This is a genomic window from Vibrio sp. Vb1166 (assembly GCF_033338695.1).
Taxonomy (GTDB): Bacteria; Pseudomonadota; Gammaproteobacteria; order Enterobacterales; family Vibrionaceae; genus Vibrio; species Vibrio alginolyticus.
Genome location: NZ_JAWOTE010000029.1, coordinates 1 through 12,164 on the forward strand (window position 1 = coordinate 1; position 12,164 = coordinate 12,164).

At 45.8% G+C, this 12,164-nt stretch carries 15 protein-coding genes; 2 read left to right on the forward strand and 13 right to left on the reverse strand.

Annotated elements, in window-relative coordinates:
- Positions 1-231: 231 nt before the first annotated feature.
- From fusA to fkpA, 8 genes are all read right to left on the reverse strand, one after another.
- Positions 232-2,331, reverse strand: coding sequence for an elongation factor G (gene fusA / locus R7E51_RS20550; protein WP_005382794.1), 2,100 nt, complete (start codon positions 2,329-2,331; stop codon positions 232-234).
- Positions 2,332-2,406: 75 nt separating this feature from the next.
- Entirely contained in the window at positions 2,407-2,877 is a 471-nt protein-coding gene (rpsG, locus tag R7E51_RS20555; RefSeq protein ID WP_005382796.1) for a 30S ribosomal protein S7, read from the reverse strand.
- Positions 2,878-2,978: 101 nt separating this feature from the next.
- Complete coding sequence (rpsL, locus tag R7E51_RS20560) at positions 2,979-3,353, reverse strand: 30S ribosomal protein S12 (protein WP_004399892.1); 375 nt, start codon at positions 3,351-3,353, stop codon at positions 2,979-2,981.
- A gap of 177 nt (positions 3,354-3,530) precedes the next feature.
- Positions 3,531-3,806 carry a sulfurtransferase complex subunit TusB gene (tusB, locus tag R7E51_RS20565; protein ID WP_005382799.1) on the reverse strand — a complete coding sequence of 92 codons (276 nt, stop codon included), beginning with the start codon at positions 3,804-3,806 and terminating at the stop codon, positions 3,531-3,533.
- A 7-nt stretch (positions 3,807-3,813) separates the two neighbouring features.
- Complete coding sequence (tusC, locus tag R7E51_RS20570) at positions 3,814-4,170, reverse strand: sulfurtransferase complex subunit TusC (RefSeq protein ID WP_206958490.1); 357 nt, start codon at positions 4,168-4,170, stop codon at positions 3,814-3,816.
- Positions 4,167-4,562 (reverse strand): sulfurtransferase complex subunit TusD, encoded by a 396-nt coding sequence (gene tusD, locus R7E51_RS20575; protein WP_017633744.1) that lies wholly within the window; start codon positions 4,560-4,562, stop codon positions 4,167-4,169. The genes tusC and tusD overlap by 4 nt, the downstream gene beginning before the upstream one ends.
- Positions 4,559-5,281, reverse strand: coding sequence for a helix-turn-helix transcriptional regulator (locus R7E51_RS20580; protein ID WP_005382804.1), 723 nt, complete (start codon positions 5,279-5,281; stop codon positions 4,559-4,561). The genes tusD and R7E51_RS20580 overlap by 4 nt, the downstream gene beginning before the upstream one ends.
- Positions 5,282-5,424: 143 nt before the next feature.
- A complete protein-coding gene (gene fkpA, locus R7E51_RS20585; RefSeq protein ID WP_017821751.1) occupies positions 5,425-6,207 on the reverse strand; it encodes an FKBP-type peptidyl-prolyl cis-trans isomerase in 783 nt (260 codons plus the stop codon).
- 128 nt (positions 6,208-6,335) lie between these two features.
- On the opposite strand from fkpA, the gene R7E51_RS20590 reads away from it, so the two are divergent.
- Together R7E51_RS20590 and R7E51_RS20595 are read left to right on the forward strand one after the other, a co-directional pair.
- Positions 6,336-7,322 (forward strand): WD40 repeat domain-containing protein, encoded by a 987-nt coding sequence (locus R7E51_RS20590; protein WP_017633742.1) that lies wholly within the window; start codon positions 6,336-6,338, stop codon positions 7,320-7,322.
- Complete coding sequence (locus tag R7E51_RS20595) at positions 7,319-7,546, forward strand: SlyX family protein (protein WP_005381455.1); 228 nt, start codon at positions 7,319-7,321, stop codon at positions 7,544-7,546. The genes R7E51_RS20590 and R7E51_RS20595 overlap by 4 nt, the downstream gene beginning before the upstream one ends.
- Positions 7,547-7,629: 83 nt before the next feature.
- Here R7E51_RS20595 and R7E51_RS20600 read toward each other — a convergent pair whose 3' ends face one another.
- From R7E51_RS20600 to kefG, 5 genes are all read right to left on the reverse strand, one after another.
- Positions 7,630-8,571 carry an isoaspartyl peptidase/L-asparaginase family protein gene (locus tag R7E51_RS20600; RefSeq protein WP_031812779.1) on the reverse strand — a complete coding sequence of 314 codons (942 nt, stop codon included), beginning with the start codon at positions 8,569-8,571 and terminating at the stop codon, positions 7,630-7,632.
- Between the two features lie 132 nt (positions 8,572-8,703).
- A complete protein-coding gene (slyD, locus tag R7E51_RS20605; RefSeq protein ID WP_005381451.1) occupies positions 8,704-9,255 on the reverse strand; it encodes a peptidylprolyl isomerase in 552 nt (183 codons plus the stop codon).
- A gap of 92 nt (positions 9,256-9,347) precedes the next feature.
- A complete protein-coding gene (locus R7E51_RS20610) occupies positions 9,348-9,548 on the reverse strand; it encodes a YheV family putative zinc ribbon protein (protein ID WP_005381449.1) in 201 nt (66 codons plus the stop codon).
- 33 nt (positions 9,549-9,581) lie between these two features.
- Complete coding sequence (kefB, locus tag R7E51_RS20615; protein ID WP_149192258.1) at positions 9,582-11,378, reverse strand: glutathione-regulated potassium-efflux system protein KefB; 1,797 nt, start codon at positions 11,376-11,378, stop codon at positions 9,582-9,584.
- Positions 11,362-11,955, reverse strand: coding sequence for a glutathione-regulated potassium-efflux system ancillary protein KefG (gene kefG / locus R7E51_RS20620; RefSeq protein WP_005381444.1), 594 nt, complete (start codon positions 11,953-11,955; stop codon positions 11,362-11,364). The genes kefB and kefG overlap by 17 nt, the downstream gene beginning before the upstream one ends.
- Between the last annotated feature and the right edge of the window lie 209 nt (positions 11,956-12,164).

Below are 12,164 nucleotides of genomic sequence, written 5' to 3' on the forward strand. Positions count from 1 at the left end.
TGTTTTACCGTGGTCAACGTGGCCGATAGTACCAACGTTAACGTGCGGTTTCGTACGTTCAAATTTTTCTTTAGACACGATCGTGTTCCTTCCTAGTTATGATTCGTCGTGATCATTATTGATCGACGACGCGCCAGAAATTGTTATTTTATGCGCCAACGCCCGTTAGCGCAATATTTGGACGCCCTGATCTCGCAAAAAGTCGTAAACTTTTTGCAGTTCAATCGTCAATTAGTAACCACGCTCTGCAATAATTTTATCTGCGAAGTTTTTCGGCACTTCAGCGTACTCGTGAAACTCCATAGAGTAAGACGCACGGCCTTGAGTTGCAGAACGTAGATCAGTTGCGTAACCGAACATTTCGGATAGTGGTACTTGAGCACGGATGATCTTAAGACCAGCCACACCTTCGTCCATGCCTTCAATGATACCGCGACGACGGTTTAGGTCACCAACAACGTCACCCATCCAGTCTTCCGGAGTGGTTACTTCGACATTCATCATAGGTTCTAGAATCACAGGTTGTGCTTCTAGTGCACCTTTCTTGAATGCCATCGAGCCAGCGATCTTAAACGCCATCTCGCTTGAGTCTACATCGTGGTAAGAACCATCAAATAGTGTAGCTTTAATATCTAGTACAGGGTAACCCGCTAGAACACCACTATTCATTTGCTCTTCGATACCTTTCGATACCGAGCTGATGTATTCCTTAGGAATCACACCGCCCACGATTTCGTCTACGAATACGAAACCTTCACCAGGCTCAGAAGGCTCAAGTTTGACCCAAACATGACCGTATTGACCACGACCACCTGATTGACGAACAAACTTACCTTCAACTTCCGCTTTACCACGAATGGTTTCACGGTAAGCAACCTGAGGTTTACCAACGTTACAATCAACGCTGAATTCACGCTTCATACGATCAACGATAATGTCTAGGTGAAGTTCACCCATACCTGAGATCAGAGTCTGACCTGATTCGTCGTCCGTTTCCACGCGGAATGATGGATCTTCCGCGGCTAGTTTACCTAGCGCGATAGCCATTTTCTCTTGGTCTGCCTTAGAACGAGGCTCTACAGCAATCTGAATAACTGGTTCAGGGAACTCCATGCGTTCTAGAATCACTTTGTGGTTCTGATCACACAGTGTGTCACCTGTTGTTACGTCTTTCAGACCGATAGCAGCTGCAATATCACCAGCGCGAACTTCTTTCACTTCTTCACGCTTATTCGCATGCATCTGAACGATACGACCGAAACGCTCTTTCTTCTCTTTTACTGAGTTGTAAACAGCGTCACCCGAGTTTACAACACCGGAGTAAACACGCATGAAAGTTAGCGTGCCCACGAATGGGTCAGTCGCAATCTTAAACGCTAGCGCTGAGAAAGGTTCGTTGTCGTCAGCATGACGCTCAACTTCATTTTCTCTTTCGTCGACACCTTTAATTGCAGGTACGTCAACAGGCGATGGCAAGAACTCAACTACTGCATCCAGTACCGCTTGAACACCTTTGTTCTTAAACGCACTACCACAAGTAGCCAGTACGATTTCGTTATTTAGTGTGCGAGTACGTAGAGCTTGTTTGAGCTCAGCTTCAGTCAATTCACCTTCTTCAAGGTACTTGTCCATCAGCTCTTCGCTAGCTTCAGCAGCGGATTCAACCATGTGGTTGCGCCACTCTTCAGCAAGTTCAATCATGTCAGCTGGGATGTCTTCGTAAGTAAACGAAGTGCCTTGATCGGCATCATTCCAGTTGATCATTTTCATCTTGATAAGGTCGATGACACCTCTGAACTCATCTTCCGCACCAACGTTCAGCTGGATCGGAACAGGAGTCGCACCAAGACGATTCTTAATTTGGTTCACAACGCGTAGGAAGTCTGCGCCCGCACGGTCCATCTTGTTTACAAATACCAAACGTGGAACGTGGTATTTGTCTGCTTGACGCCATACAGTTTCAGACTGAGGTTCAACACCAGATGAGCCACAGAACACAACCACAGCACCATCAAGTACACGAAGAGAACGCTCTACTTCGATAGTAAAGTCAACGTGTCCAGGGGTATCAATGATGTTTACGCGATGCTCAGGGAACTGTGCTTCCATACCACGCCAGAATGTAGTAGTCGCAGCGGATGTGATAGTGATACCACGCTCCTGCTCCTGCTCCATCCAGTCCATGGTTGCTGCACCATCGTGAACTTCGCCGATTTTGTGAGAAAGGCCAGTGTAGAACAGAATACGCTCAGTTGTGGTTGTTTTTCCTGCATCTACGTGAGCACAGATACCGATATTACGGTATAGCTCAATAGGAGTTTTACGAGCCACGATTGTATCCTCTTACTAAGGTGTACCTTAGAGTATAGAAAAGTGCTGCGAGAGAACCTCGCAGCACAGAAGGTATTACCAACGGTAATGAGCGAACGCTTTGTTTGCGTCAGCCATGCGGTGAACGTCTTCACGTTTCTTAACCGCAGTACCTTTGTTCTCAGACGCGTCTAGCATTTCAGCAGCTAGGCGTTGAGCCATAGATTTTTCACCACGCTTGCGCGCAGCTTCAACCAACCAACGCATAGCAAGTGCGTTACGGCGAACCGGACGTACTTCTACAGGTACTTGGTAAGTTGAACCACCAACACGGCGAGATTTAACCTCTACCGCTGGGCGAACGTTTTCAAGAGCTTCTTCAAAAATAGCTAAGTGGTCTTTACCAGACTTTTCAGCCATAGCATCTAGTGCAGTGTAAACGATTTTCTCTGCAGTAGATTTTTTACCGTCAACCATTAGGATGTTAACGAATTTTGCCAGCAATTCAGATTTGAATTTTGGATCTGGAAGGATCTTACGCTGACCAATGACGCGACGACGTGGCATGGATTTATCTCCGTTGTCTTCTTCAGGTTTTATCCAAAACTTTTCAGTTTTTTCAAAAAATTAAAAATAATTTAGTGTTTGGCCTTACTTAACGGAATCCATTAAGACTTAGGACGCTTCACACCGTACTTAGAACGACCTTGTTTACGGTCATTTACGCCAGCACAGTCTAGTGCGCCGCGAACAGTGTGGTAACGCACACCTGGAAGGTCTTTAACACGACCACCACGGATTAGAACAACTGAGTGCTCTTGAAGGTTGTGACCTTCACCGCCGATGTACGATGTAACTTCGAAGCCGTTTGTCAGACGTACACGACAAACTTTACGAAGTGCTGAGTTAGGTTTTTTAGGTGTAGTAGTGTAAACACGAGTACATACACCACGTTTTTGTGGGCACGCTTCTAGTGCAGGCACGTTGCTTTTAACAACTTGCTTTGCACGTGGCTTACGTACCAACTGGTTAATAGTTGCCATTAACTAGCTCCTGATTTACTTGAAAGTAAGCTTTGTGAAAAATCTATCCCCAACTGCCAATGCAGTTAGGGACGCAAAATTCTATGCAGCAGTGAGAGGTGTGTCAAGAAATATACGGATCTTTTTTGTTCAATTAGAACAATTCATCCGTAAAGCTTTGTCGACAGCAAATCTTGTTCAATCCCAAGTTAGGGATTTATCCTGTTTTGCTGTTAGTTCAACGAAGCCTGAGTAATTCACAATCGTCAGCGATGGACTGATACGATTTGCAATACCGCGAGCTTGCGCATCGCTCTCTAATACAAATACGCTGCGGTTTTTTAGATGGGAAAATGCTTTATGTTGCGAGTTAGCAGCGTACACTGCATCTTCTATAAGTAAGATGTCATCCTGTTCACTGCATAAAGGCATGGCGTCTTCTAGAGCAGAGACTGTTTTTATGATGTGTAACATAACTTCCTCAAAAAGACAGTAGCTTGCCAGCGTGTTGTACCTTATCTTTGAGCTGTTCTGAGCTTAACGCTTGGGCTTCAATGACTAAATCCGCTTGCGCCAAACCTCGCTGGGTTAACGACTCTGAACACACAAAGACTTGTTCGATGTCGTATAAATCGAAAAGCTTTAACATCGGCGCGTAATCTTTACTCAAAATATTGTTGGGGTCTTGTCCGAGTAGAAGCTGGTATACCCCGTCACCCATGAAAATGACGCTGATATCTTCACAGTAAGCCGACGCGGCTAACAGTGCATCCACACCTTCACGACCAGCTGCACTGCCATGTGGCGCACTACGAAATAGATAAGTTAACTGACTCAAAACTGTACTACTCTGTCTTGGGTTAACATCGCTTCAGCTAGGCTACCTAAGCCTGCTTGTTCAAAACCATCGGCTAGATTGTTCTGAACCAAACCATGTTGATTCGCTTCTTCTTCACTTACAATCCCGCGACGCAAAGCGGCCGCGACACAAGTTTCTAGGCGAACACCATGCTCTTTAGCCAAAGACTGCCACGCCTTATTGAGATCAAATTCATCGTTGGCTGGCACACTCAAAGCAGTACCATTAGTCACACCATCTTGATAAAAGAAGACGCTCACTAGCTGATGGCCTTGCTCTATCAACGCTTTGGCGAACTGATAAGCACTGCGCGCTGACTGGCTGCCATAAACGGGACCATTCACCACTAACGTGTAAGTCAGTTTACTCACCTTTCATCATCCTCGGTTTTACGTTGACGAATGTACAAGTAAACGGTGTGTTTTGAAATATTAAGGCGATCCGCAACACGGTTGATGGCATCTTTAATATCGAAGATACCTTTGTCGTACAACTCCATCACGATCTGGCGATTTTTGGTGTTGTTAGACACGGATTTATCCGCATTGATCTCTTCGATGGTGCGTTCAACAGTTTGGTCCACCAGCTCTTCTACGTCACTAGCAAAGTTGACCGAGGAAGCCGCTTCTTTCGCTTCTTGCGTCGGCATGAAAGACTGAAGAACTTGCGAGAAAGGCGCATCCAAGTTGACGTTGATACACAACAAACCAATCACGCGATTTTCGCCATTACGAATGGCGACAGTAATCGACTTCATCAACACGCCACCTTTTGCACGGGTAAAGTACGAACGTGAGAAGTTGCGCTCCGAGCCTTCGATGTCTTTTAGCATCTTAAGCGCTAAATCAGTGATTGGTGAGCCGACTTGGCGCCCCGTATTTTCACCGTTAGCGATTTTAATTGCAGAGGTATTTAAGTCTTCTAGAGAGTGAAGAACGATTTCACAAAATGGACCTATCAGGCTGGCGATACCATCCACGACCGCCTCATAAGATCTTAAAATGATTTTGTCGTGCTCGGTAAACGGCATCACGTTAACGGATTCCATTTCGAGCAACATCTCCGCGTTTATTGTTTCTGTAGTTGTCATAAGCCTTCGAGCGAAAAATCAACAAATTGGTGTAAGTTTATCAGAAAATTTGAAAAGCAACCTAGCAAACTCACCAACTAGTGACCTAGAACAAAAAAGGCCCGTTAAACGGACCTTTTTCAATAACTTATCGCAGCTTATTGTTATTGCTCTGCGTTGTCGTTCTCAACTTTTAGCAGCTCAACTTCAAATACTAGCGTTGAGTTAGCAGGAATGCTTGGTGTGTCTTGGTCACCGTATGCTAGCTCTGGCGGGATAACGAATTTGAATTTAGAACCCACAGGCATTAGCTGAACACCCTCTGTCCAACCTGGGATTACACGGTTAAGTGGGAACGTTGCAGGTTCACCACGATCGTATGAGCTGTCGAACTGAGTACCGTCGATCAGAGTACCTTTGTAGTGTACTTGAACCGTATCAGTGTCTTTTGGCTTCTCACCTTCAGCTGGTGTCATTACTTGGTATAGAAGACCTGTATCTGTCTTCACTACGCCTTCTTGCTTCTCAAACTCAGCACGGAAATCATCGCCAGCTTTTTTCGCTTCAGCTGCTTTCTCAGCCGCTTGTGCTTGCATCTTTTCTGCAACACGCTTGTCTAGAGATTCTAGTGCTGCACGTGTTTCTTCTTCATTCAATTCAGCATTGCCTTTGAAGACGTCTTCGATACCTTTTAGTACCAAATCTTTGTTAAGATTAATGCCGATTTCGCTTGGCTTGTCGATGCTTGTGCTTAGGTAGTTAGCAAATGAAACACCGATTGCGTATGCCGCTTTGTCGTCGTCGGTTTTAAAGTGAACCGCTTTACCGGTTTCTGCTTGAACTTGTTCTGCTTGAGGTGCGGTTTCTGTTTTAGTTTCTTCTTTCTGACAACCTACCGCTAGCATAACTGTTGCAGCAAGTAGCGACACTTTTAAAACTGATTTCATTAAATTCTCCCAATAATGGCTCTGCCATTGGTTGTTGTGCACAAATCTTCTATGAGACTAGTGAAGACAATCGTTATACCAATATACTAGCTATATGTCTTAAGACACAAACCGGATTATTAGATGTGATGCAAAGAATTTTTCATTTATTCCTATATTTAATTGTCATCACCACGTTAAATGGTTGCTTTTTCGCCGAGCGTGAAGTGCAGCGTTGGCCGATAGAACCTCAAGGTGCGACGAGCTTCGCACTTAGCAGAGATGGACGGTTTGCTCTGCTCTATTCTCAACAACGTCATTTGATGTTGTGGGACCTAGAGCAAAATGAACAACTAGCCAACCTGGGTGAACTCGATGCCGATGCCAATGTGGTTTCCCATATCCGCATATCTGACAATGGTCGCTACGCAATTACAGCAAGCCAAATGAACTTCGCAGTTTGGGACCTAGGCTGGACGCAATCCGAAGGCCTTTGGTCTATTTCTGATGCGCTCATTCGCGACGTTGATATCACCAGTAATGGTGAACAAGTTCTGCTTGGGTTATCCAACGGTAAAGCAATTTATGTCAACTTAGTCACCGGGCGTCGCATGGAGTTCCTTGCGCATCGTGAAAAAGTCAATTCCGTGGCCATTTCTCCTAATGGGCGCTTCGCCCTAACCGGAGGTAATGACTATAAAGCGTATCTGTGGGATACCGAAACCGGACAAGTACTACGAACCTTCGAACATGAACAACGAATTGTTCGCGTGGCCCTGCAAAGAGATGGAAAATTAGCAATGACATCTGATGGCGGAAACCAAGCGATTGTTTGGAATTTAAAAACTGGACAAGAAGTCACACAGTTGAGCAGTTGGTCACGCCAATTAATTTTCTCTACCGCACGATTTTCTGACGACGGGACTCAACTAGTCACAGGAAGCCCTTCTGGCCGTGTGTCGATATGGGATACTCAAACCGGAAAACGAATGAGTGGATTTGAAGTGGAGCCCAAAAAAGACACTCGCCCTCCCCGTGCGGTCGTGTATGATGCAGCCTTTGATTCAAAACAACGCGTAATTACTGCTACTTCAGCAGGTATTGCCCAAGCTTGGCAGTTAGAGAACGGATCATGACAGAAAAAATCATTCAGCAATTGGAAGCACGCATTAATGACTTAGAATGTCAGCTTGCGTTCCAAGAACAGACTATTGAAGATCTGAACGGAGCTTTATCGCAGCAACAACTGCAAATTACCAAGATGCTCGATCAGATGAAATATGTGGTAGGTAAAGTAAAAAATATGGACTCGTCGAATTTAGCCGATCCGTCAGAAGAAACCCCACCACCGCATTATTAAAATGCAGGCTCAAATAGCATAAAGCCCAGAACATGTTCTGGGCTTTGTTGTATTAATTACTTAAGAAGGTACTCAAGAGGAAGCTATTCGTCGGCGTAGATTTTAACGCTCAGCTCGCCTTGCGTATTAATGCCTGCTCGGTACATGCCAGAACTGTTCATCGCAAAGTGCATCTCACCTTTAGCATCAATGGCAATCAAACCGCCCTCTCCGCCCATCTGTTTGAGATCACCTTGGATAATGTGTTCACAAGCCGTATGAATATCTTCTTGTAAGTAACGCATACGTGCTGCAACGTCTTCCGCAACACGTTTACGAATAAAGAACTCGCCGACACCCGTAGTGGAAACTGCCACGACGCCATTTTCGGCCACCGTACCACAACCAATAAGAGCCGAATCTCCGACTCGGTTGTATTTCTTATTCGTCACGCCACCCGTACTGGTGGCAGCGGCTAAGTTGCCTTGTTGATCTAACGCTACCGCACCAACCGTACCGTGCTTACGGTCATCTGGGTAACGAGATTCCGACAAAGCAAACAGTCCTTTCTCACGCATAGACAGCAACTGCTCATAACGGCGATCAGTAAAGAAGTAATCTTGCTCGGTATACTCATGGCCTTGCTCAAAAGCAAACTTCTCTGCGCCCTCACCCACCAACAGCACATGATTGCTGTTTCGCATCACGTCACGAGCGAGCTCAATTGGGTTTCTGATATGACGAACCCCAGCGACCGCGCCTGCTGCAAGGTTTCGCCCATCCATCACAGAAGCGTCCATTTCAACCATTTCGTTGTTGGTCAGCACTGAGCCTTTACCCGCATTAAAGTTAGGAGAGTCTTCCAATACTTTCACTGCCGCTACGACGGCATCTAAGGCTTCACCGCCCGTGTCTAGAATTTGATGTCCCGCTTTTACCGCAGCTTCTAAATCCGCCAAGATGGATTGTTGCAGCTCATCGCTCATCTGTTCACGCAAGATGGTGCCTGCACCGCCATGAATGGCAATCGAGAAAGGTTTCGTCATCGCTTTGTCCAACTGTTATTCCTTGTATGGTTGGCACTACACCTTAGATAAACAAAAAGCGCAAGTTGAAAACTCAACTTGCGCTTTTCAAAGCTTTGCTAGATAAAGATTATCTAGTGAAGGAGCTTATGATTAGTGAGAACCACAGCTACCACCGCCACAGCAGCCGCCTTCTTCTTCGTGATCGTGGTCATGATCGTGACCACCACAACAGCCACCACCTTGATGGATGTGACCGTGTTCGATCTCTTCTGCTGTTGCTTCACGTGTAGACATAACTTCTACTTCGAAAGTTAGTGTTTGACCAGCTAACATATGGTTACCGTCAACGACCACTTCGTTGCCGTCAACTTCTGTTACTTCAACAGGGATTGGACCTTGGTCAGTGTCAGCTAGGAAGCGCATGCCCACTTCGATTTGCTCAACGCCTTGGAACACGTCCGCAGGAACGCGCTGTACTAGCGCATCGTTGTGCTCACCGTAAGCTTCTTCAGGAGCTACCGTTACTGAGAACTTGTCGCCAGCCACTTTACCTTCAAGTTCTTTTTCAAGACCTGTGATTAGGTTGTTGTGACCGTGAAGGTAATCTAGAGGTGCTTCTGCTGTTGATTGATCAACAACGACACCGTCTTCCATCATTACTTTGTATGCAAGGCTTGCAACAACGTTCTTTTCAATTTTCATACTAACTCCAGGGAGATTAATTGACTTAACCTGAATGGGGTTAAGTACTGAGATATCTGGGTGTATTATGGGGATCAATTATCGAAGTTCAATTACTCCGGCTTAAAAATTCCGATCATTTCCTGATCTGAGTGTTTATTTTTCTCTACAGATTGTGGTTTACGCTGCTCTGTAAACTCACACTCGACACACTCAACTAATTCGATGTTATTTTCAATCCACCAGCGCAGGGTATCTTGCTGGCTGCAATTTGGGCAGCTAGCGCCGGCAATAAAACGTTTCTTGATTTTCACGCTATTTCCTTAGCTTGAGTCTTGGCTCAAGTACTACTTCCAATGATTAGGTGACTGATGGTCGCTCTCCATTTCACGACCAAATATTTCTTCTAGCTCTTTGCGGGCCTCTTTCGCTCTTTGAGCTAATTTCTTATCTTCATTGTGTTGAGGCAATAAGTCTTTAAGCATAGCATTATCTAACTTGCGAAAATGTGCTTCTGCCCGCTTTGCTTGATAAGGATGCATACCCAGTTCTACGAGCGCTTGGCGACCGAGATCTAGCGCCCCTAAAAATGTTTCACGAGAGTAATTCTCTACACCATGACTCATTAACTGGTAAGCCTCGACACGGCTTCTTGCTCGGGCTAACAACTTAAGTTTCGGGAAGTGCACGCGACAAATGTCCACGATGGCCATCACCTCATCAGGTGAATCAGTACAAATAATCAATGCTTCCGCTTTATCAGCGCCAGCAGCCCTCAATAGGTCAATTTGTGTAGCATCGCCATAAAACACTTTGTAACCATACTTACGTAATAGGTGGATTTGGCTGGCATCACTTTCTAATACTGTCACTTTGATTTTATTGGCATACATTAAACGTCCGACGATCTGACCGAAACGTCCAAAGCCTGCAATGATAACGCGTGGTCGGCGATCCACGACTTTCGTGGTCATGCCCTCTTCTTCTTGATTCAGGGTATGAGCAAACCACTTCTTTTGTCCCATCAGCAAAAGAGGAGTCGTCACCATGGATAGACTGACCACCACCAACAGAAACGCCACTTGCTCTTTGGGCAAAATGCCCTCTTGGCTCGCCGCGGTAAATATGACAAAGGCAAACTCACCGCCTTGGCTCAAAATTGCAGCCATACGGCTTCTCGCTTTGGCTCCGACACGGGCAGCTCTCGCCAATGCATACAAAACCAAACCCTTAACCACGACCAAAGCCACCACCGCACCGAGAATCTCTAAAGGGTGTAATGCCAATAACCCCAAGTTTACCGCCATGCCCACCGCAATAAAGAATAACCCCAACAACAGACCTTTAAATGGCTCGATAGCGATTTCCAGCTCATGGCGATACTCACTCTCTGCAAGCAAAACGCCTGCTAAAAAAGTCCCCAATGCCATCGAAAGGCCGAGCTTTTGCATCACGACCGAAATGCCAAGCACGACTAAAAGTGCAGCAACGGTAAAGAGCTCACGAACGCCGCTCATCACGACAAAACGAAATAGCGGACGTAGTAAAAAGTGACCACCAATCAACAGTGCTACCACACTGCCTAAAATAGTGAAGACATCCAACCAACTTCCACCACTATGCCCGCCTGCTAGCAAGGGCAACATCGCCAGCATCGGGATCACTGCAATATCTTGAAAGAGCAGCACCGCAAAACCAGATTGCCCCGTTTCGGTACCATTAAGCCCTTGCTCTTCAATGACTTTAAGCGCAATCGCCGTCGAGGACAGCGCCAACCCCATCCCGATCACCAAACTCACTTGCATGCTTACGCCAAACATACTGACGACACTACCAATCACGGCGGTCGTGACCACAACCTGCGCACCGCCTAAACCTAAAATCGGCCCTCGCATCTGCCACAATTTTTTAGGGTTTAATTCCAGCCCTATCAAAAACAGTAACAACACAACCCCAAGCTCGGCAAAATGCAAAATGGCATCAACGTCGCTAATTAAGCCAAGCCCCCATGGGCCAATCAACACACCAGCGAGTAAATAACCTAAAACCGAGCCAAGCCCAAGGCGCTGAGCAATCGGCACCGCAATAACCGCAGCCGAAAGAAAGACCACACTGCTTTGAAGAAACTCACTGGTGATCGCCATACTGACCTCCTCGATCTGCCGCTTGCCAGTTTTCAAGTGGGTTACTCAGCCATCCACGGTATAACTCGGCATGTTCGTAGCGTTCAATATCCGAAACATTTCTTGACCAATACAACACCAGAGGTTCAATCCAGTGCATTTGGCATAGAGCTGCCGTCAGTTCAAACGGTTGCAAGATTTGCTCAAGTGGGTATTTGTTGTACCCCTTCGCACTGAAGGCTTCTTCTTTACCACCTGTTGTAATGACACTGCGCCAGTATTTTCCTTCTAGCGCCGCACCTCCGCCAAACGCAAAGCCTTTACCTAACACTCGGTCTAGCCACTCTTTTAACAGGGCTGGACATGAATACATATAAAGTGGGTGGTGAAATACAATCACATCGTGAGCGAGTAACAACTCATGTTCGTAATTCACATCAATAAAGAAATCAGGATAAACACCGTAAAGATCGTGCACAGTGACGTGATCAAGCGACTGAGCTTTTTTTATCATCACTTGATTGGCAATCGAGTTATGTGGCTCTGGATGAGCATAAATGACCAGAACTTTTGGGAGAATAGACGGTGCAACAGCCAAATGGTCGTCCTTGTGGTTATTTTTATCCGTTATCAAATTGTTATACTTTTTTGTACAGCATAATGCAATTAAAGCGAATCAATCGACTTTTCCGGCCAATACCCCTACTATTCACCGCTAGATATATACCCAAGTGGCTTTAAAAACGATTGAAACCACTTCGCTATGTAACCAAGCAACGCGCACTGCGCAAAGTGAATGAAAACTTT

Excerpts from the sequence above, each read along its gene's own strand:
- slyD (WP_005381451.1), bottom strand. The coding sequence starts at position 9,255 with ATGAAAATTGAAAAGAACGTTGTTGCAAGCCTTGCATACAAAGTAATG.
- rpsG (WP_005382796.1), bottom strand. The coding sequence starts at position 2,877 with ATGCCACGTCGTCGCGTCATTGGTCAGCGTAAGATCCTTCCAGATCCA.
- R7E51_RS20590 (WP_017633742.1), top strand. The coding sequence starts at position 6,336 with ATGCAAAGAATTTTTCATTTATTCCTATATTTAATTGTCATCACCACG.
- R7E51_RS20595 (WP_005381455.1), top strand. The coding sequence starts at position 7,319 with ATGACAGAAAAAATCATTCAGCAATTGGAAGCACGCATTAATGACTTA.
- R7E51_RS20600 (WP_031812779.1), bottom strand. The coding sequence starts at position 8,571 with ATGACGAAACCTTTCTCGATTGCCATTCATGGCGGTGCAGGCACCATC.
- rpsL (WP_004399892.1), bottom strand. The coding sequence starts at position 3,353 with ATGGCAACTATTAACCAGTTGGTACGTAAGCCACGTGCAAAGCAAGTT.
- fkpA (WP_017821751.1), bottom strand. The coding sequence starts at position 6,207 with ATGAAATCAGTTTTAAAAGTGTCGCTACTTGCTGCAACAGTTATGCTA.
- tusB (WP_005382799.1), bottom strand. The coding sequence starts at position 3,806 with ATGTTACACATCATAAAAACAGTCTCTGCTCTAGAAGACGCCATGCCT.
- R7E51_RS20580 (WP_005382804.1), bottom strand. The coding sequence starts at position 5,281 with ATGACAACTACAGAAACAATAAACGCGGAGATGTTGCTCGAAATGGAA.
- kefB (WP_149192258.1), bottom strand. The coding sequence starts at position 11,378 with ATGGCGATCACCAGTGAGTTTCTTCAAAGCAGTGTGGTCTTTCTTTCG.